Raw genomic sequence first — 18,149 nt, 5'->3', positions numbered from 1 at the left:
AGCGCGGGCAGCACCCCGTGGACCGCGTTTCCGCCCACCCCTCCCCTTCCGTACGCTTTCCGGCGGGGCCGCGCCCCCGTCACGTAACGCCGTCCCCGAGGAGTCCGATCGTGCTCGTGCTGTTGCCGCCGTCCGAAGGCAAGGCCCCGTCGGGTCGCGGTGCCCCGTTGAAGCCCGAGTCGCTGTCGCTGCCGGGGCTGGCCGGGGCGCGGCAGGCCGTCTTCGACGAGCTGGTCGAGCTGTGCGTCGGCGACGAGGACAAGGCGCGCGAGGTGCTCGGACTGAGCGAGGGGCTGCGCGGCGAGGTCGCCAAGAACGCGGAGCTGCGCACGGCAGGTGCGCGTCCGGCCGGCGAGATCTACACCGGTGTCCTCTACGACGCCCTGGGCCTCGCCACCCTGGACGCGGCGGCGAAGCGGCGGGCGGCGCGTTCGCTGCTCGTGTTCTCCGGGCTGTGGGGCGCGGTGCGGGTGAGCGACAAGATCCCGTCGTACCGCTGCTCGATGGGCGTGAAGCTGCCGGGGCTCGGGGCGCTCGGCGCGCACTGGCGGGCGCCGATGGCCGAGGTGCTGCCGGAGGCGGCCGGGGACGGGCTCGTGCTCGACCTGCGTTCGTCGGCGTACACGAGCGCGTGGAAGCCGAAGGGTGAGGTCGCGGGGCGGACGGCGACGGTGCGGGTGCTGCACTCGCAGACCGATCCGGTGACCGGGGCGGAGAAGCGTTCGGTCGTCTCCCACTTCAACAAGGCGACGAAGGGCCGCATCGTCCGTACGCTCCTGGAGACCGGCACCTCGCCGACCGGGCCCGCCGAACTGGTCGAGGCGCTGCGGGACCTGGGGTACGTGGTGGAGGCGCAGGCTCCGAAGAAGGCGGGGACGCCGTGGGCGCTCGACGTGGTGGTCACGCAGATCCACTGATCCACTGATCCACTGACGCGAGCCGTTCATGTGACGCGAGCCGTTCATGTTGCAGCATGTGCAACACCCTTTGCGCATGGTGCTCGGCGCGGGGCAGGATGACTCCATGACTGAATCCTCCGTGCTCGATCTCGCCCCCGTCGTCCCGGTCGTCGTCGTGGAGGACGTCGCCGACGCCGTGCCGCTCGCGCGGGCGCTCGTCGCGGGCGGCCTGCCCGCGATCGAGGTGACGCTGCGGACCCCCGCCGCGCTCGACGCGATCCGCGCCATCGCCGCCGAGGTGCCGGACGCCGTCGTCGGCGCGGGCACGGTCATCTCGCCGCAGAACGTCGCGGACTCCGTGGCCGCCGGCGCCCGTTTCCTGGTCAGCCCCGGCTGGACGGACACGCTGCTCGACGCGATGAAGGGGTCCGGGGTGCCGTTCCTGCCGGGCGTCTCCACGACGTCCGAGGTCGTGGCGCTCCTGGAGCGCGGGGTGAACGAGATGAAGTTCTTCCCGGCCGAGGCCGCCGGCGGTGTGCCGTATCTGAAGTCCCTCGCGGGCCCGCTGCCGCAGGCGCGCTTCTGCCCGACCGGCGGGGTCTCGGCGGCCTCGGCGCCGTCCTACCTCGCGCTGAAGAACGTCGGCTGCGTGGGCGGCAGTTGGATGCTTCCCGCTGACGCGGTGGCGGCGAAGGACTGGGGGCGGATCGAAACGCTGGCCCGAGAAGCGGCTGGCCTGCGCTGAGCTCGGGGGCTCCGCCCCCGGACCCCGCGTCCCTTGTCCTCAAACGCCGGACGGGCTGTTAGGTGCAGGACGGGCTGCTAGGCGCCGGACGGGCTGCTAGGCGCCGGACGGGCTGTCTGCCCTCAGATTGCCCTCAGACTGCCCTCAGGTGCGCCGTCTCGTTGAAGAGCCGCACGCTCGCGTTCCCATCCCGGTAGTACGCGACCGCCGAGAGCGACGCCGCCGAGAGCTCCATCCGGAACAGGGAGTCCGGCGGCGCGCCCAGGGCGAGGCGCAGCAGCGTCTTGATGGGCGTGACGTGCGTGACGAGGAGGACCGTGCGGCCCGCGTACCGCTCGACGAGCCGGTCCCGCGCCGCGGCGACCCGGCGCGCGACCGCCGCGAAGCTCTCGCCGCCGCCGGTCGGCTCCGCCTTGGCCGAGCTGAGCCAGGCGTTGATGTCGTCCGGGTAGCGCTCGCGGACCTCCCCGAAGGTGAGGCCTTCCCACGCGCCGAAGTGGGTCTCGCGCAGGCCCTCTTCGATGTGGACGTCGAGCCCGAGGCGCGCGGCGACTGCGCCCGCCGTCTGCTGGCAGCGCCGGAGCGGTGACGAGACGATCGCCTGGACGGTGCCGCGCGCGGCGAGCGCCGCCGCGACCCGCTCGGCCTGCTCACGCCCCACCGCGGACAGCTCGGGGTCACCACCGCCCGAACCGGAGAACCGCTTCTCCGGCGTCAGCGCGGTCTCGCCGTGACGGAGGAGTACGAAGGTGGCGGGGGCGCCGAGATCGGGTCCGCCGGACCAGCCGGGGGCGGCGGTGGTGGACGTGGCGGCACCCGCAGATGCCGTCCCCGTAGCCACATTGCGCGCCGCCCGCGCATCGCCCGAGTCACCCCGCGTACCCGCCAGCGCGGCCCGCGCCTTGGCCGCTCCCGCCGCCGCGTCCCCAGGAGGACCCGACGGCTTGGGCACGTCCAGCTCCGCCGTGGAACGCGAAGGCGACCACTGCTCGCCCCGCTTGCCCGCGTCCATCGCCTCGTTGGCGAGCCGGTCCGCGTGCTTGTTCCGCTCGCGCGGGATCCACTCGTACGTCACCTGCTCGCCAGGGAAGACGGTGGACGCCTCCGCGGCGAGGGGCCGCATGTCGGGGTGCTTGATCTTCCAGCGGCCCGACATCTGCTCGACGACGAGCTTGGAGTCCATCCGGACGTGGACGGCGGCGGCCGGGTCCAGAGCGCGGGCCGCCCTCAGCCCGGCCACCAGGCCCTTGTACTCGGCGACGTTGTTCGTCGCGATGCCGATGTACTCGGCGGCCTCCGCCAGAGTCTCCCCCGTCGCCGCGTCGATGACGACCGAGCCGTAGCCCGCGGGACCCGGGTTGCCCCGGGAACCGCCGTCGGCCTCGACGATGAACTCCCGCACGACGAAGGCTCCTACAGGCCGGACTCGGACGTGCGCACCAGGATCCGGTGGCAGTTCTCGCAGCGCACCACGGCGTCGGGGGCAGCGGCGCGCACCTCGTTCAGCTCGGTGATGTTGAGCTCCAGCTGGCAGCCCTCGCAGCGGCGCTGGTACAGGCGGGCGGCGCCGACGCCGGCCTCCTTCGCGCGCAGCTTGTCGTAGAGCTTCAGCAGGTCCTCGGGGACGGAACCGGAGACGACCTCGCGCTCCTTGGTGACCGAGGCGGTCTCGCCGTCGATCTCCTCGAACGCGGCGTCGCGGCGGGCCGTCGCGTCGTCGATCTTGCCCTGGACGGAGGCGACGCGGCCGGTCAGCTCCTCGAAGCGCTCCTGCGCGGACTCGCGGCGCTCCATGACCTCGAGGACGACATCCTCCAGGTCGCCCTGGCGCTTGGCGAGGGAGGTGATCTCGTGCTGGAGGTTCTCCAGGTCCTTGGGGGACGTGACGGCGCCGGAGTCCAGGCGCTGCTGGTCACGGGCGGCGCGCTGGCGGACCTGGTCGACGTCCTGCTCGGCCTTGGTCTGCTCGCGGGCGCAGTCGCTCTCCTCGGTCTGCGCGGCGACGTGCAGGTCGCGCAGCTGCGTGAGGTCCTTGTTCAGCGACTCGATCTCGGCGTGCTCGGGCAGCGACTTGCGCTTGTGGGCGAGCTGCGACAGTCGTACGTCCAGGGCCTGGACGTCGAGAAGGCGGATCTGGTCGGCGGGCGCGGCGTTCAGTTGGGGGCTCCAGTTGGGATCGGGGTGGAATTGGACGCCGCGTGGGCGGTCCAGGGGTCGGTGACCGTCTTCGAGACGTGGACGCGCAGTCCCCATCCGTTGCGGTCGGAGATCTCGTCGAGCTGGGCTGCCGCCAGCTCGCACCAAGGCTGTTCGGTGGCCCAGTGCGCCGCGTCGAGCAGCGCGAGGGGGCTGTGCTCGCGCGCCTCGGAGGCGGGGTGGTGGCGCAGGTCGGCGGTGAGGAAGGCGTCGACGCCTGCTGCGCGTACGTCGGCGAAGAGGCTGTCGCCGGAGCCGCCGCTGACGGCGATCGTGCGGATCGTCGCGTCGAGGTCGCCGGACACACGGATGCCCTGCGCGGTGGCGGGGAGCCGGTCGGCGGCGCGCCCGGCGAGTTCGCGGAGGGTGACGGGGTGTTCGAGTTCGCAGATCCGGCCGAGGCCGCGGCGGCCCGCGGGGTCGGTCGGGTCGGGCACGAGGGGGCCGGTGACGCGCAGGTCGAGGGCGCCGGCGAGCGCGTCGGAGACGCCCGGGTCGGCCACGTCGGCGTTGGTGTGCGCGACGTGCAGCGCGACGTCGTTCTTGATCAGGGTGTGGACGACGCGGCCCTTGAAGGTGGAGGCGGCGACCGTCGTCGTACCGCGGAGGTAGAGCGGGTGGTGCGTGACCAGGAGGTCCGCGCCCAGCTTCACCGCCTCGTCGACGGTGTCCTGAACGGGGTCCACGGCGAACAGGACACGCGTGACCTCGGCGTCGGGGTCGCCGGCGACCGTGCCGACCGCGTCCCACGACTCGGCCCGCTCGGCGGGCCAGAGCTTCTCCAGCGCGGTGATGACTTCAGACAGACGGGGCACGGGGAAAGGCTACCTTCCCGCCATGGCCCGACGGCCCTGGCATCCTGCCTGGGCTCGTGGGGGGGGGCGGCTCACTCCCTGCCTGCCTGGGCTCGTGGGGCGGTGACTTCTCCCGCCCTGCACTCGCCGGGCGGTGGGCCTCTCCCCTGCCTGGGCTCGTGGGGGGGGCTCGCTCCCTTGCCTGCGCTCGTGGGGCGGTGGCTTCTCCTGCCCTGCGCCAGCCGGGCGGTGACTCGCTCCCTGCCTGCACTCGTGGGGGCGACTTGATCCCCTGCCTGTGCCCGTGGGGCGGTGACTTCTCCCGCCCTGCGCTCGCCGGGCGGTGACTCGCGCCGCGTGCGCACAGCGGGCCGTGACTCGCTCCGTGCCCGCGCTCGCCGTGCAGTCAGTGGCTCGCTCCCCTGCACGCGCTCGTGAGGTGGCGACTTCTCCCGCCCTGCGGGCGCGGGCGGTAAATCGCCCCCCACCTGCGCTCGGCGGGCCGTGACTCACTCCCTGCCCGTGCTCGCCGGGTGGTGGCTCGCTCCCTCCCTGCACTCAGCAGGCCGTGACTCACCCCCGCCCCGCTCCTGGCAGAAGCCCGCTTCACCGCCGGTGCCGGTGCCGTTGCCGGGCGCCGGGTGACCGCTACTTGGCGAGATAGCCCCGCAGGTCGTCGACGACCGAGTTCGCCGCAGTGACGCCGAGGCCCAGGTACCAGGTCTCGTCCGGGACGTTCTTGGCCTGTCCGGTCTTCACGGCGCCGAGCTTCTCCCACAGCGGGTTGCCCTCGGCGGTGGAGCGCTCCGTCTTCTTGGCGTCGCCGTAGACACCGGTGAAGATCCAGTCGGCGTCGGCCTGGTCGATCTTCTCCGGGCTGATCTCCGTGGCCAGGTCCTGGATCTGCTGGTTCTCGGGGCGCGGGATGCCGGCGTCGTCGAGGATCGTGCCGATGAAGGAGGCCTTCGCGTAGAGGCGGATGCGGTCCGGCATGTAGCGGAGCATCGTCACGGTCGGGGCCTTGCCGCCGTGGGCCTTCTTCACCTCGGCGCCGAGCTGCTTCACGTTCTTCTCGTACGCGGCGAGGTTCGCCTCGGCCCGGTCGGTCCGGTCGAGCGCCGACGCGTTGAGGAGGTAGTTCTCCTTCCACGTGAAGCCGGGGCGGATGGAGAACACCGTCGGGGCGATCTTGGAGAGCTGCGGGTAGAGCTTGGCGGCGCGCAGTTCGCTGCCGAGGATCAGGTCGGGGTGCAGGTTCGCGATCGCCTCCAGGTTGAGGGAGTTGATCGTTCCTACGTTCTTGGGGGTGCCCGCCGTCTTCTTCAGGTACGACGGGATGTCCTCGTTGCCCTCGGTGGGGGCGTAGCCGACGGGCTTCACGCCGAGCGAGGCGACGTTGTCGAGTTCGCCGACGTCGAGGACGACGACCCGCTTCGGCTCGGCCTTGATCTCCGTCTTGCCCATGGCGTGCTCGACGGTGCGCGGGAACTGGCCCGCCTTGGCCGTCGTACCCATCTTCGCGGTCCGGTCCGCCGCCTTGGCGAAGTCCTCGCCGCCCTGGGCCACAGCCTTGGAGCCGGTGCCGTTGTCCGACTTCCCCGCACCTGTGGACGAGCCTCCGCACGCCGCGAGCGACAGCGCGCCGGCCACGGCGAGGGCTACGGCGGCGGTGCCGCGCGTACGAGGACGAAGGGACATGAGGGCTCCCGCTCCGGACTTCGGGCACGCCGAGCCGAGGCCACGTCATGCACATGAGGTTTGGTTAGGCAAACCTAACATCAGATCTCTACGGGTACGCCAGCACATCCGACCCTCGCCTTTCAGGCAGATACGGACATGGCCACCCTTTGGTGTGAAGCCTGGGCCGCGAGTGCCACGGCAGCGCGTGCGAAAACTAGCTTCGGTCGGACGAACCGGAGGTGAGTGATCCCGATGACGGCCTTGGCTACAGAGCCCACGACGAAGCCGGCGAACGGACCGGGCCCGGACGGCGGACAGGCCCCGGCGAACGGGGAGGCCCCGGACCCGGACCTGACTCAAGAGGAAGGGCCCGCCCCAGAACCCGGAACGGCCCCCAGCCCCACAGAAGTAACAGAAGTAGACGTACAGAGCGGCAGAGAAGAAGGCGTAAGCAACTCGCAAGGCGCTGACGGCCCTCAGGCTCCGAGTACCCCTCACCCACCCAAGCCCCTCAACCCGCCGGCCGCAGCGGCCGGCGACTCCCCCACCCCCCGCCCCGCCTGCGTCCTCACCGCCGACGGTGCCTACGCCGCGCGCCTCGCGTGCGACGGGACGTCCTGGTTCCCGGAGCGCTGGACGCTGGACGGGCCCGAGCCGTACGCCGTGCCGCTGCCCGGCAACCAGCCGGAGGAGCCCGGGACCGAGGTGGCCCCGATGGGCGACGGCCGGGTGCTCATCCGGCGCGTGATCGACGGACGGCACGCCTTCTCGCTGCTGTATCCGACGGGCCCCGGCACCGGCGAAGTACCCCTCGGGACCGTGGAATGCGGGGAGTTGACGCTCCTTCCCCCGGCGCCGGACGGCCGCTGCGCCTACGCCGTGGCCGTCGGCGAGCGGTCGACGACGCTGTGGCGGGTCGCGGGCGGGGCGTTCGGTCCCGAGCGCGCGGCCGAGATCCCGGGGCACTGCTCCGGAGGAGTCTGGCTGGACCGGGTGGGCCGGATGCTGGCGCTCGACCGGTCGCTCGATGGTGGTCCCGTCAGGACGGTCGCGGTGGATCTGGAGCGGGGCGGCGAGGTGACGCCGCTGCTGCAGATCGCGGAGGGCAGCGCCGACCGGCTGCTGCTCGCCGATCCCGACAGCGGGCTGCTGCTGATCAGTTCGGACGCGCCGTCACCCGGCCAACCCCGGCTCGGCTGGGGCGTGTTGGGCTCCACACTGCCCGTACGCTTCCCGGAGTCGCTGCGCCTGGCCGACTGCACGGTCACGCCGTTCGCGATCCAGCCGGGGCAGACGCTGATGCCGGAGAGCTGTGCGGTGGCGCTGCGGATCGACGGCCCGGCCGGCACCTGGCTCGGCCTGTGGCGACCCTCGGAGGGTCACCTGCATCAAGTCGCCGCCCCGCAGGGCTGGTTGGCGGGCGCAGGCCTGTGGACGCGCGACGGTGAGCTGCAACTCCCGTACTCCACAGCCTCCGTACCGTGCGGTGTCGCCCGCACGTCGGTGCCCGAACCCGTAGCACCGGCCCCGCCCGAGCCGCCCGCCGCGCTCCGTCCGGTGCCGCTCCAGCAGGCGCCTCTCGCGGGACTCAGGCGACGCGCGACAACCGCCGGGACATCGGCCGCGCCCGCCGGTTAGACTCTCCCGGCTGTTTCGAAGGATCTTGTTACGGGGTGAGTTTCCGATGGCCGAGACGATCAACGCGAACGCGACCACGGCGGAGTCCAGGGAGTCGGCGGACCGTTCCGCCGGACCCGGCCGGCACCGCGGCGGGACGTCCTCGCGTGACGACAACGCGGCGCCGCGCGGGCGGCACCGCAGGGTCCAGTCCGAGCAGGGCTGAACGGCATGACGAAGGGCCCGGAACCACTTGGTTCCGGGCCCTTTGCCATGGGTCACAGATACTTCACAGCAAGCCCCGTCACGCGTGCTTCAGCCCCAGGACCTCCGCCGCCGCGAACGTCTCGTTCGGCGGCCGGTCCGCGTAGTGCGGCGTGAGCAGCGAGTCCAGCTCCTCGTAGGAGAACGCGTCCTTCGCGGTGTCGAACTTGGCCGAGACCTTGGGGCGTTCGACGATCGCGACGATGCCGCCGTGCACGACGAGCAGCTGTCCGTTCACGTTGGCCGCCGCCGGGGAGGCGAGGTAGCCGACGAGCGGGGCGACGTGCTCGGGTGCCAGCGCGTCGAGCTCGCCCTCGCCCGGCTCCTGGAAACCGGCGAAGACGTCCTCGGTCATCCGGGTACGGGCGCGCGGGCAGATGACGTTCGACGTCACCCCGTACTTGCCGAGCGCCAGCGCCGTGGACGTGGTCAGGCCGACGATGCCGCCCTTGGCCGCCGCGTAGTTGGGCTGGCCCGCCGAGCCGGCGAGGAACGCCTCGGAGGATGTGTTGATGATGCGGCCGTAGACCGGGCCGCCCGCCTCCTTGGAGCGGGCGCGCCAGTGGACGGACGCGAAGTGGGTCGTGTTGAAGTGCCCCTTGAGGTGGACGCGGATGACCGAGTCCCACTCGTCCTCGCTCATCGAGAAGATCATGCGGTCGCGCAGGATGCCCGCGTTGTTGACGAGGATGTCGAGCTTGCCGTAGGTGTCGACGGCCAACTGGACTAGCGCTGCGGCCTGTTCGTGGTCGGCGACGTCGCCGAGGTGGGCGACGGCCTGGCCGCCCGCGGCCCGGATCTCGGCGGCGACCGCCTCGGCCGGGGTGGCGTCCGCGCTTCCCGAGCCGTCGCGGCCCGGCTGCCCGAAGTCGTTCACGACGACGCTCGCGCCGAGCCGGGCGAGTTCGAGCGCCTCCGCGCGGCCGAGGCCGCGGCCCGCTCCGGTGACAATCGCCGACAGGCCGTGCAGGGGCAGTGACTCTGGCAGTGCCATGGGGGTCGAGGTCCTCTCAGAGTTCGATGCAGGTGCGCAGCGCGGCGCCCGTGCGCATCTGGTCAAGGGCTTCGTTGATGTCCGCGAGCTGCACGCGGTGCGTGATCAGGCTCTCCAGGTCGATGCGGCCGGCGCGCCACAGGGCGATGGCCCGCTGGTACGACGTGAGGACGTCGCCGCCGCCGTACATGGACGGCAGGATCTTCTTCTCGTCGAAGAAGAGCTCGAACATGTTGACCTGGAAGAAGTCGTCGAGGGCGCCCGCGCCGACGACGCACAGGGTGCCGCCGCGCCGGGTCGTCTCGTAGGCGGTGCGGGCCGTCGCGGACTTGCCGACGACCTCGAAGACGTAGTCGAAGCCCTCGCCCGCGGTGACGCGCTGCTTGGCGTCGGCGAGGGCGTCGGGGGCGACGGCTTCGGTGGCACCGAACCTGAGGGCGGCCTCGCGGCGGGACTCCACCGGGTCTACGGCGATGATCTGGGCCGCACCCTTGAGGCGGGCGCCCTGGATGGCGGAGATGCCGACGCCGCCGCAGCCGATGACGGCGACGGACGCGCCGGCCGCCACGTCGGCGGTGTTGATGGCGGCGCCGAGGCCGGTGGTGACGCCGCAGCCGATGAGGGCGGCGATGTCGAAGGGCACGTCGTCGGGGATGGGCACGGCGCAGCCCGCGTCGACGACGACCTCCTCGGCGAAGGTGCCGGTGCCGGCGAAGCCGAAGACGTCGCCGCCGGGGCGCTTGAAGTTGGGGGTGCCGGCGTTCATGAACCCGGAGAGACAGAGCTGGGTCTGGCCGCGCTTACAGGAGGGACAGGCGCCGCACGCGGGCAGCCAGCACACGAGGACGCGGTCGCCCGGCTTGACGTGGGTGACGCCGTCGCCGACGTCGAGGATCTCGCCGGCGCCCTCGTGGCCCGGGACGAAGGGGGCGGGCTGGGGCAGCACGCCGTTCATCGCGGACACGTCGGAGTGGCACAGGCCGGTGGCCCGGATCCGGATCCTGACCTTGCCGGGTCCGAAGCCCACCGCCTCGACGTCGTCGAGGACTTCGAGCTTGTCCTGGCCTATCTCGTGCAGTACGGCTGCGCGCATGGCGTGCGGCTCCTCTCGCGAAGGGTCCGGAAGAATCAGGCGTGTTCGACGATGGTGTCGGCGAGGACGGTGGCCTCGTCTCGCTCGACGGCGGTGACCGTGACCTGGATCCGGCCCTCCGTCTGCCACATGCGGATGCGCAGGGTCTCGCCCGGGTACACGACGCCCGCGAAGCGGGTCGTGTACGACTTCACGCGGGACACGTCGCCGTCGAGGAGCGTGTCGACGACGGCCTTGAGCGTCATGCCGTACGAGCAGAGGCCGTGCAGGATGGGCTTGTCGAAGCCGGCGAGCTTGGCGAACTCCGGGTCGGCGTGCAGGGGGTTCCAGTCGCCGGAGAGCCGGTACAGGAGCGCCTGGTCCTCGCGGATGACGCGGTCGACGGTCCTGTCGGGTTCGCCGGTGGGTGCTTCGAGGCGGGTGGAGGGCCCGCGGTCGCCGCCGAAGCCGCCCTCTCCCCGTACGAAGATCTGGGCGTCGGCGGTCCACAACGGGCCGTCGGCGTCGGCGACTTCGGTGCGCAGGACCAGAATGGCGGCCTTGCCCTTGTCGTAGACGGCGGCGATGCGCGAGGTGGAGGTGGCCTGGCCCTTGACGGGGATCGGGCGGTGCAGCTCGACGGTCTGGCCGCCGTGCAGTACGTGGGCGAGGTTGATGTCGATGCCGGGTGAGGAGAGTCCGCCGACGACGCCCTTTCCGGCGCCCGCGACGGTGGCGAAGCTGGGCAGGACGTGGAGCTTCGACTCCAGCGTGTAGCGCAGCTCGTCGGGGTCCGTGGCGGGGATGCCCGCTCCGAGTCCCAGGTGGTAGAGCTGGATGTCCTTGTGGTCCCAGGTGATCTCGGCGGACCGGGGTTCGGCGGCTACGGCCTTGGCGGCGTCGATCGGCATCAGACACAGACTCCTTGTGCGGGGAAGACCTCGGTGCGGCCGTCCGCACCGTCGGTCGCACCGAGGTCGTTGCAGGGCCGGGCGGAACACGAGGGACGCGCGAGGCGCCCCCGTTCTAGAACGCGTTCCAGTCCGGCGACCCCATGTATAGCCAAGACCACGGCAGTTGGGAAGACTCCTGACGGGATGTCAGATTCACTTGTACGAGTTCTCGGGTGCGAGTTCTCATGCCTGTGGAGCGGGCGGCAGTGACATTTGTACCGGCCGGCTCCGTACACATTCCTCTGCCGCCGCACCGGGCCCGCTCCGTAGTGTCTGCGGCATGACGAAGACAGACGGGACGCCCGTGGCGGTGTCCTTCACGGGGGCGGTCAAGACGTTCGGCGCGGTGCGCGCCGTGGACGGGGTCGATCTGGAGATCCGGCGCGGTGAGACCGTCGCCCTGCTCGGGCGCAACGGCGCGGGCAAGTCCTCCACGATCTCCCTGCTGCTCGGCCTGGACGAGCCCGACGAGGGTTCGGTCTCACTGTTCGGTGCGTCCGTGGCGCAGAGTGTGCGCGCCGGGCGGGTCGGCGCGATGCTCCAGGAGGGCCGCGCGGTCCCCCGGGTCACCGTGCGGGAGCTGGTCGCCTTCGTGGCCGGCCGCTACCCCGCGCCGATGCCGGTCGCCGACGCGCTCGCGCTCGCCGGGATCGAGGAACTCGCCGGGCGGCGCGTGGACAAGCTGTCCGGGGGCCAGACGCAGCGCGTGCGGTTCGCGGTGGCGCTGGCCGGCAACCCGGATCTGCTCGTGCTCGACGAGCCGACGGCCGCCCTGGACGTGGAGGCGCGGCACGCGTTCTGGACGTCGATGCGGGCGTATGCCGGGCGCGGTCACACGGTGCTGTTCTCCACGCACTACCTGGAGGAGGCCGACGCGAACGCCGACCGGATCGTGGTCATCGACCACGGCCGGATCGTCGCCAACGGCACCGGCGACGAGCTGAAGCGGGCCGCGGGCGGCAGCCTCGTCGCGTTCGACCTGGCGGGGCGCGGCACGGAGGGGCTTTCGCTGCTGCCCGGGGTGACGTCGGTGGAGGTGCGCGGGGACCGGGCCCGGCTGCGCAGCGACGACTCGGACGCGACGGTGATCGCGCTCGCGGAGCTGGGCGCGATCCGCGGCCTGGAGGTCGCCCCGGCCTCGCTCGACGACGCGTTCATGGCGCTGACCGGAGCATCGGACGCGCCTGGCATCCCCAGTACGACCGGCGCTTCCGACACGGATCTGGAGACGGTTCGATGATCGACTACCTGAAGCTCGAAGTGCGCAGGACCCTGCGCGACACCGGGTTCGTGATCTTCGGTGTCGGGATGCCGGTGATGATGTACCTGCTGTTCACCAACCTGGGCGCGAACGACCCGGCGTGGAAGACGGCCTCCATGGTCGGCATGGCCGCGTACGGCGCGGTGGGTTCGGCCCTGAACACCGGCGGCGGGGTCGCCGAGGACAAGACGATCGGGTGGCTGCGGCAGCTGCGGGTCACGCCGATGACGCCGCGCCAGGTGGTGACGGGCCGGGCGCTGACGGGGTCCGTGACGGTGCTGCCGGCGATCGCGGCGGTGCTGCTTGCCGGAGGGCTGGTCAACGGGGTGCGCCTGGCCGTGTGGCAGTGGGCGGCCATCGCCGTACTGCTGTGGCTGGGCTCGATCCCGTTCACGCTGCTCGGGCTCGGCAACGGCTACCGGCTGACAGCGCAGACCACGGGCGTCGCGAACATGGTGTGCAACCTGGGGCTCGCGGTCCTGGGCGGCCTGTGGTTCCCGGTGACGCTCTTCCCCGGCTGGCTGCGGTCCGTGTCGTCGTACACGCCGACGAACCGGTTCGCGCAGCTCGGGACGGCCGTCGCCGACGGGCACGCGCCGGGGCTCGGCGCGGTCGCCGTGCTCGTCGCCTGGCTGCTGGCCTTCGGTTCGTACGCTGTGGTGTCGTACCGCAGGTCCGCGCGGACCGCCTGAACGGGGAGCGGGAGAGTCATGTCGTGGATGCGCCGAGTCACCCGCCGGACGGCCGAGCTGCGGGATGCCCGCCAGGAGCGGAAGGCGGAGTGCCGGGCCCGGCGCGAGGCGGGCGGGACCCGGGAGGAAATGGGCCCGCCGCCGAGCGGATTCGCCCTGCTGCCCTGGCTCCTGATGGGGCTCGGCGCCTTCTCGAACCTCCTCCAGGGCAGGACGCCCAACCCCTGGATCGGCGGCATCGGCCTGCTCGTCTTCAACAGCCTCTACGTCTCGGTCGTGTTCCAGGCCTTCGACAAGAGGCGGCGCGAGGCCCCGTACACGCGCATCGCGCTGATCGCGATGGGCCTGCTCACGTGCGGGCTCGCCCTCGCGTACGGCGGCAGCTGGCTGATGTTCTTCCCGCTGCTCGGCCTCGCGGCGGGCGCGGTCGTCCGGGGCCGCCGTCTGGGCCAGGTCGGTATCGGTCTGGCCGCGGTCGCCGGGGCCGTCGCCGGTCTCAAGGAGGGCTGGGACGCGCTCAACATCGCGTACGGCACGTTCCTGTCCACGATGGTGACCGCGGCGATCCTCTCGCTGTCCGAGGCGGTACGTGAACTGCGCGCCGCCCGCGAGGAGTTGGCGCACCGCGCGGTGGAGCAGGAGCGGCTGCGTTTCTCGCGCGACCTGCACGACCTGCTCGGGCACACGATGTCCGTGATCGTCGTGAAGTCGGAGGCGGCCCGGCGGCTCGCGCACCGCGATCTCGACGCGGCGCTCGCGCAGGTCGCCGACATCGAGTCCGTGGGCCGGCAGGCGCTCACCGAGATCCGCGAGGCCGTCACCGGCTACCGGGAGGGCAGCCTCGCCACGGAACTCGACCGGGCCCGCTCGGCGCTCACGGCGGCCGGGATCGAGCCGGTCGTACGTCAGTCGGGACCGCCGCTGGCCGCGCAGACGGAGGCGCTGCTCGGCTGGGTGGTGCGGGAGGCGGTCACGAACGTGGTGCGGCACAGCGGGGCGGCGCGCTGCGAGATCTCGGTGGACGGCGGCCCGGAACGCGTACGGCTGAGGGTGCACGACAACGGCCGCGGCGCCGCCGCCGAGCCACCGCGGCCGGGCGTCGGCGGCACGGGCCTCAAGGGCCTGACCGAACGCCTGGGCTCGGCCGGCGGCTCCCTGGTGACGGGCCCCGCGACCCGCGGCTTCACCGTCACGGCGGAACTGCCCGTACTGCCGGGCGGCACGGAACCGGACGGGGTGCGGGAACGGGAACGCGCCGGGTGACACCGGGTCAGGCGCGCGCGTGGGACCACCCGGCCCGGCGCGCCGCCCGGAAGCGGGGGCCGCAGCCCGCGGGTTCACCGTCGCGGCCGAACTGCCCGTACTGCCGGGCGGTACGGAACCGGACGGGACGCGTCCCCCGGAACGCGCCCGGTGACGCCCGATCAGGTACAGGCGTCAAGCCACTCGTCCGGCGCGCCCCCGCGCGGGTCCCGCTCTACGCTGAGCGCGTGAACGAGATGCCTGAGGATCACCGGCCCGCGAAGTCCGTCCGTGTGCTCCTCGCCGAGGACCAGGGCATGATGCGGGGCGCGCTCGCGCTGCTGCTCGGTCTGGAGGAGGACATCGAGGTCGTCTCGCAGGTCGCGACCGGTGACGCGATCGTGGCGGCGGCGCTGGAGAAGCGGCCGGACGTGGCGCTCCTCGACATCGAGTTGCCGGGCCGCAGCGGTCTGGACGCGGCGGAGGACCTGCGCGAGGAGTGCCCGGACTGCCGGGTGCTGATTCTGACGACGTTCGGCAGGCCGGGCTATCTGCGCCGGGCGATGGAGGCGGGCGCGGCCGGTTTCCTGGTGAAGGACGGCCCGGTGGAGGACCTCGCGGACGCGGTACGGCGGGCGCTGCGCGGCGAGACCGTCATCGATCCGGTGCTCGCCGCGGCGGCGCTGAGCGCGGGCCCGAACCCGCTGACGGCCCGCGAGTGCGACGTCCTGAACGCGTCGGTGGACGGTGCGACCGTCTCCGACATCGCGGCCAGGCTGCACCTGTCGGAGTCGACGGTGCGGAACTATCTGTCGTCGGCCATCGGCAAGACCGGTACGCGGAACCGTATGGAGGCGGTGCGGGAGGCCCGGCAACAGGGGTGGCTCTGAGTCCGTCCTACGCCTCGGCCCGCGCACCTCAAATGCCGGAGCGGCTTGATTTTCCGGCGCGCGGCATCCACGTAAGCAGAAGCAGTACCCCCACGAGCAGCGCCCCCGCTCCCGTGAGGAACGCCGCCGAGTAACCCCGGGTGAGGTCCTCGGCCCCCGTACCCCCGGCGGACCGCGTCGCCGCCACCGTGGAGAGGATCGCGAGCCCCAGCGAACCGCCCAGCGTGCGTGAGGTGTTGACGAGCCCGGACACGAGTCCGGCGTCCCCGGGGGCGGCCCCCGTCGTGGCGAGCGAGGCGAGCGAGGTCATCGAGAGCCCGCCGCCCGCCATCATCGCGAGGCCCGGCAGCATGATCGAGGTGACGTAGTCGCCGTGCGCGGACATCATCGTCGACTGGGCGGCGAATCCGGCGGCCATGACGAGGACGCCGAGGACGGCGACGTTGCGCGCGCCGACGCGGCGCATCAGGCGCGGCGCGACCTTGGAGCCGGTGACGACGGCGAGCGAGCTGGGGACGAGGGAGAAGCCGGCCTCGACGGGGGTGTAGCCGAGGACGTTCTGCGCGTACAGGGTCATGAAGAACCACATGTTGAAGCTGCCCATGCCGCACACGAACATCGCCGCGTTGGCGGCGGCGACCGGGCGGGCGCGGAACAGGCCGAGCGGCATGAGCGGCTGCCGGGTGCGCGCCTCGACGACGAGGAACACGGCGATGAGCGCGAGGGCGACGCCGAGCGGCACGAGGGTCGCGGCGGCGCCCCAGCCCCGGGCCTCGGTCTGCACGACGGCGTAGGCGAGGGTCGCGGTGCCCGCGGTGACGAGCAGCGCGCCCGGCAGGTCGAGGCGCCGGTCGCCGCCCGCCCTGGACTCCTTGATGTGCCGGGCGGCGGCCGCGATCACGACGGCGCCGAGGGGAACGTTGATGAGGAGCACCCAGCGCCAGTCGAGGCCCTGGGTGAGCACGCCGCCGACCAGGCCGCCGACCGCGCCGCCGCCGGCGCCGACCGCGGTCCAGGTGGCGATGGCGCGGGCGCGGGCCGGGCCCTCGGGGACCGAGGACGTCAGGATGGTGAGCGTCGACGGCGCGAGGACGGCGGCGCCGAGCCCCTGGACGGCGCGTCCGGCGAGGAGCTGCCAGCCCTCCTGCGCCAGCCCGCCCACGAGGGAGGCGAGCGTGAAGAGGCCGAGGCCCAGGAGGAACATCTTCTTGCGCCCGAACAGGTCGCCGGCCCGGCCGCCGAGCAGCATGAACCCGGCGAACGCGATGGTGTAGGCGTTGACCACCCATTGCAGCCCGGAGGCGGAGAGCCCCAGGTCTGCGCGTACGGAGGGCAGGGCCACGTTGACCACGGAGACGTCGAGTACGACGAGGAACTGTCCGGCGCAGGCGGCGGCCACGACCAGCCAGGTGGACGGTGCGGCCTTGGGGGCTACGACGGTTTCGGTGGGGGCTTCGAGCATGAGTGTCATGGTCTCAGGCCCCGGGCGGTCCGTACATGCGGCGTTCGCCGCACCAGTACCCGGGTCTGTGGTCCTAGGACGCACCGGTGTCCGGGCCCGTGGTCCTAGGACCACGGGCCCCCGGCCGCCGGCGCCAGCCGCGTGCCGCCGGTGCTACGACCGCCGCAGCATGGTGACCACGGCCGCGCCGCCGAGGCCGATGTTGTGGGCGAGGCCGACGCGGGCACCCGCGACCTGGCGGGCCCCGGCCTCGCCGCGCAGCTGCCAGGTGAGTTCGGCGGCCTGGGCGATGCCCGTGGCGCCGAGCGGGTGGCCCTTGGAGATGAGGCCGCCGGACGGGTTCACGACCCAGCGGCCGCCGTAGGTCGTCGCGCCGTCCTCGACGAGCTTGCCGGACTCTCCGGGCCCGCACATGCCGAGCGCCTCGTAGGTGAGGAGTTCGTTGATCGAGAAGCAGTCGTGCAGCTCGATCACGTCGACGTCCTCGATGCCGAGCCCGGACGACTGGAAGACGAGTTCGCCGGCGGCGCGCGACATGGGCTGTCCGACGACGTCGATGCAGGAGCCGGACGCGAAGGACTCCCCCGTGTCGGTGGTCATCGCCTGCGCGGCGATCTCCACGGCCTTGTCGCCCAGGTCGTGGCGCTCGACGAACCGCTCGGAGACGACCACGGCCGCCGCCGCGCCGTCCGAGGTGGGCGAGCACTGGAGCTTGGTGAGCGGCGAGTGGATCGTCTTGGCGGCGAGGACCTCCTCAACGGTGTACGCGTCCTGGAACTGGGCGTACGGGTTGTTCACGGAGTGGCGGTGGTTCTTGGCGCCGACGGCGGCGAGCTGCGCCTCGGTGGTGCCGTACTTCTCCATGTGCTCACGGGCCGCGTCGCCGAAGATCTGGGCGGTGGGCGGGCTCATCTCGAAGCCGTGCTTGGCGGCCATGATCCCGTAGTGGCGGGCGACGGGCGAGGTCTTGAAGTCGCCTCCGTCGGCGCCGCCGCCGAGCGCGCCGCGCTGCATCTTCTCGAAGCCGAGCGCGAGGACGCAGTCGTTGAGACCGCCCTCGACGAACTGGCGGGCCATCATCAGGGCGCTCGACCCGGTCGCGCAGTTGTTGTTGACGTTGTAGACGGGGACGCCGGTCAGGCCTAGCTCGTATACGGCGCGCTGGCCGGCGGTCGAGGGCTGGAAGCAGTAGCCGACGGGGACCTGTTCGACGTCCTCGTACGCGATGCCCGCGTCGTCGAGGGCCTTGGTCCCGGCCTCCTTGACCATGTCCCAGTACTGCCAGTCGCGGCTCTCGGGCTTCTCGAACTTGGTCATCCCGACGCCGACGATGTACGCCTTGCCCATGGAAACGGCCTCCTGCCAGTATCTGACGAGTCGTCAGATAC

Annotated in this window: 17 protein-coding genes; 8 read left to right on the top strand and 9 right to left on the bottom strand. The window is 72.3% G+C overall.

Annotated elements, in window-relative coordinates:
- Positions 1 to 110 precede the first annotated feature (110 nt).
- Both yaaA and eda read left to right on the top strand, forming a co-directional pair.
- Positions 111 to 917 (top strand): peroxide stress protein YaaA, encoded by an 807-nt coding sequence (yaaA, locus tag ABZ893_RS20235; protein ID WP_361405319.1) that lies wholly within the window; start codon positions 111 to 113, stop codon positions 915 to 917.
- 106 nt (positions 918 to 1,023) lie between these two features.
- On the top strand, positions 1,024 to 1,644 hold the full coding sequence (gene eda / locus ABZ893_RS20230; protein WP_361405316.1) for a bifunctional 4-hydroxy-2-oxoglutarate aldolase/2-dehydro-3-deoxy-phosphogluconate aldolase: 621 nt from the start codon (positions 1,024 to 1,026) through the stop codon (positions 1,642 to 1,644).
- Between the two features lie 133 nt (positions 1,645 to 1,777).
- Here eda and ABZ893_RS20225 read toward each other — a convergent pair whose 3' ends face one another.
- From ABZ893_RS20225 to ABZ893_RS20210, 4 genes are all read right to left on the bottom strand, one after another.
- Complete coding sequence (locus ABZ893_RS20225) at positions 1,778 to 3,046, bottom strand: bifunctional RNase H/acid phosphatase (protein ID WP_361405313.1); 1,269 nt, start codon at positions 3,044 to 3,046, stop codon at positions 1,778 to 1,780.
- An 11-nt stretch (positions 3,047 to 3,057) separates the two neighbouring features.
- A complete protein-coding gene (locus tag ABZ893_RS20220; protein WP_361405786.1) occupies positions 3,058 to 3,801 on the bottom strand; it encodes a C4-type zinc ribbon domain-containing protein in 744 nt (247 codons plus the stop codon).
- Positions 3,798 to 4,655, bottom strand: a complete 858-nt coding sequence (locus ABZ893_RS20215; protein ID WP_361405310.1) for a Nif3-like dinuclear metal center hexameric protein — start codon at positions 4,653 to 4,655, stop codon at positions 3,798 to 3,800. Before ABZ893_RS20215 ends, ABZ893_RS20220 begins: the two co-directional genes overlap by 4 nt.
- Positions 4,656 to 5,282: 627 nt before the next feature.
- Positions 5,283 to 6,332, bottom strand: a complete 1,050-nt coding sequence (locus ABZ893_RS20210; protein WP_361405307.1) for an iron-siderophore ABC transporter substrate-binding protein — start codon at positions 6,330 to 6,332, stop codon at positions 5,283 to 5,285.
- A gap of 234 nt (positions 6,333 to 6,566) precedes the next feature.
- Here ABZ893_RS20210 and ABZ893_RS20205 point away from each other — a divergent pair, with 234 nt between their 5' ends.
- Positions 6,567 to 7,952 (top strand): hypothetical protein, encoded by a 1,386-nt coding sequence (locus ABZ893_RS20205; protein WP_361405304.1) that lies wholly within the window; start codon positions 6,567 to 6,569, stop codon positions 7,950 to 7,952.
- A gap of 46 nt (positions 7,953 to 7,998) precedes the next feature.
- Complete coding sequence (locus tag ABZ893_RS20200; RefSeq protein WP_361405301.1) at positions 7,999 to 8,157, top strand: hypothetical protein; 159 nt, start codon at positions 7,999 to 8,001, stop codon at positions 8,155 to 8,157.
- Positions 8,158 to 8,235: 78 nt separating this feature from the next.
- Here ABZ893_RS20200 and ABZ893_RS20195 read toward each other — a convergent pair whose 3' ends face one another.
- The 3 genes from ABZ893_RS20195 to ABZ893_RS20185 are packed head-to-tail and all read right to left on the bottom strand — an operon-like array spanning position 8,236 to position 11,172.
- Positions 8,236 to 9,189, bottom strand: coding sequence for a 3-oxoacyl-ACP reductase (locus ABZ893_RS20195; protein ID WP_361405298.1), 954 nt, complete (start codon positions 9,187 to 9,189; stop codon positions 8,236 to 8,238).
- A gap of 16 nt (positions 9,190 to 9,205) precedes the next feature.
- Positions 9,206 to 10,282 (bottom strand): Zn-dependent alcohol dehydrogenase, encoded by a 1,077-nt coding sequence (locus ABZ893_RS20190; protein ID WP_361405296.1) that lies wholly within the window; start codon positions 10,280 to 10,282, stop codon positions 9,206 to 9,208.
- A gap of 35 nt (positions 10,283 to 10,317) precedes the next feature.
- Positions 10,318 to 11,172 (bottom strand): MaoC/PaaZ C-terminal domain-containing protein, encoded by an 855-nt coding sequence (locus ABZ893_RS20185; RefSeq protein WP_361405293.1) that lies wholly within the window; start codon positions 11,170 to 11,172, stop codon positions 10,318 to 10,320.
- A 322-nt stretch (positions 11,173 to 11,494) separates the two neighbouring features.
- On the opposite strand from ABZ893_RS20185, the gene ABZ893_RS20180 reads away from it, so the two are divergent.
- The 4 genes from ABZ893_RS20180 (at position 11,495) to ABZ893_RS20165 (ending at position 15,299) form a co-directional block, all read left to right on the top strand.
- Positions 11,495 to 12,454 (top strand): ABC transporter ATP-binding protein, encoded by a 960-nt coding sequence (locus tag ABZ893_RS20180; RefSeq protein ID WP_361405290.1) that lies wholly within the window; start codon positions 11,495 to 11,497, stop codon positions 12,452 to 12,454.
- Complete coding sequence (locus tag ABZ893_RS20175) at positions 12,451 to 13,167, top strand: ABC transporter permease (protein WP_361405287.1); 717 nt, start codon at positions 12,451 to 12,453, stop codon at positions 13,165 to 13,167. The genes ABZ893_RS20180 and ABZ893_RS20175 overlap by 4 nt, the downstream gene beginning before the upstream one ends.
- Before the next feature lie 18 nt (positions 13,168 to 13,185).
- Entirely contained in the window at positions 13,186 to 14,430 is a 1,245-nt protein-coding gene (locus tag ABZ893_RS20170) for a sensor histidine kinase (RefSeq protein ID WP_361405285.1), read from the top strand.
- A 236-nt stretch (positions 14,431 to 14,666) separates the two neighbouring features.
- On the top strand, positions 14,667 to 15,299 hold the full coding sequence (locus ABZ893_RS20165; protein WP_361405783.1) for a response regulator transcription factor: 633 nt from the start codon (positions 14,667 to 14,669) through the stop codon (positions 15,297 to 15,299).
- Between the two features lie 28 nt (positions 15,300 to 15,327).
- On the opposite strand, the gene ABZ893_RS20160 is transcribed toward ABZ893_RS20165, so the two are convergent.
- Positions 15,328 to 16,770, bottom strand: a complete 1,443-nt coding sequence (locus tag ABZ893_RS20160) for a DHA2 family efflux MFS transporter permease subunit (protein ID WP_361405282.1) — start codon at positions 16,768 to 16,770, stop codon at positions 15,328 to 15,330.
- Between the two features lie 144 nt (positions 16,771 to 16,914).
- Positions 16,915 to 18,108: a lipid-transfer protein gene (locus tag ABZ893_RS20155; protein ID WP_361405279.1), complete on the bottom strand. Its 1,194-nt coding sequence runs from the start codon at positions 18,106 to 18,108 to the stop codon at positions 16,915 to 16,917.
- Positions 18,109 to 18,149: the final 41 nt, after the last annotated feature.

Origin of the sequence: Streptomyces sp. NPDC046821, from assembly GCF_040645335.1 — a bacterium.
Classification (GTDB): Bacteria; Actinomycetota; Actinomycetes; order Streptomycetales; family Streptomycetaceae; genus Streptomyces.
This window is presented reverse-complemented; position numbering and strand designations above follow the sequence as displayed.

Excerpts from the sequence above, each read along its gene's own strand:
- eda (WP_361405316.1), top strand. The coding sequence starts at position 1,024 with ATGACTGAATCCTCCGTGCTCGATCTCGCCCCCGTCGTCCCGGTCGTC.
- ABZ893_RS20210 (WP_361405307.1), bottom strand. The coding sequence starts at position 6,332 with ATGTCCCTTCGTCCTCGTACGCGCGGCACCGCCGCCGTAGCCCTCGCC.
- ABZ893_RS20205 (WP_361405304.1), top strand. The coding sequence starts at position 6,567 with ATGACGGCCTTGGCTACAGAGCCCACGACGAAGCCGGCGAACGGACCG.
- ABZ893_RS20200 (WP_361405301.1), top strand. The coding sequence starts at position 7,999 with ATGGCCGAGACGATCAACGCGAACGCGACCACGGCGGAGTCCAGGGAG.
- ABZ893_RS20195 (WP_361405298.1), bottom strand. The coding sequence starts at position 9,189 with ATGGCACTGCCAGAGTCACTGCCCCTGCACGGCCTGTCGGCGATTGTC.
- ABZ893_RS20190 (WP_361405296.1), bottom strand. The coding sequence starts at position 10,282 with ATGCGCGCAGCCGTACTGCACGAGATAGGCCAGGACAAGCTCGAAGTC.
- ABZ893_RS20185 (WP_361405293.1), bottom strand. The coding sequence starts at position 11,172 with ATGCCGATCGACGCCGCCAAGGCCGTAGCCGCCGAACCCCGGTCCGCC.
- ABZ893_RS20180 (WP_361405290.1), top strand. The coding sequence starts at position 11,495 with ATGACGAAGACAGACGGGACGCCCGTGGCGGTGTCCTTCACGGGGGCG.
- ABZ893_RS20175 (WP_361405287.1), top strand. The coding sequence starts at position 12,451 with ATGATCGACTACCTGAAGCTCGAAGTGCGCAGGACCCTGCGCGACACC.
- ABZ893_RS20170 (WP_361405285.1), top strand. The coding sequence starts at position 13,186 with ATGTCGTGGATGCGCCGAGTCACCCGCCGGACGGCCGAGCTGCGGGAT.
- ABZ893_RS20165 (WP_361405783.1), top strand. The coding sequence starts at position 14,667 with ATGCCTGAGGATCACCGGCCCGCGAAGTCCGTCCGTGTGCTCCTCGCC.
- ABZ893_RS20160 (WP_361405282.1), bottom strand. The coding sequence starts at position 16,770 with ATGACACTCATGCTCGAAGCCCCCACCGAAACCGTCGTAGCCCCCAAG.
- ABZ893_RS20155 (WP_361405279.1), bottom strand. The coding sequence starts at position 18,108 with ATGGGCAAGGCGTACATCGTCGGCGTCGGGATGACCAAGTTCGAGAAG.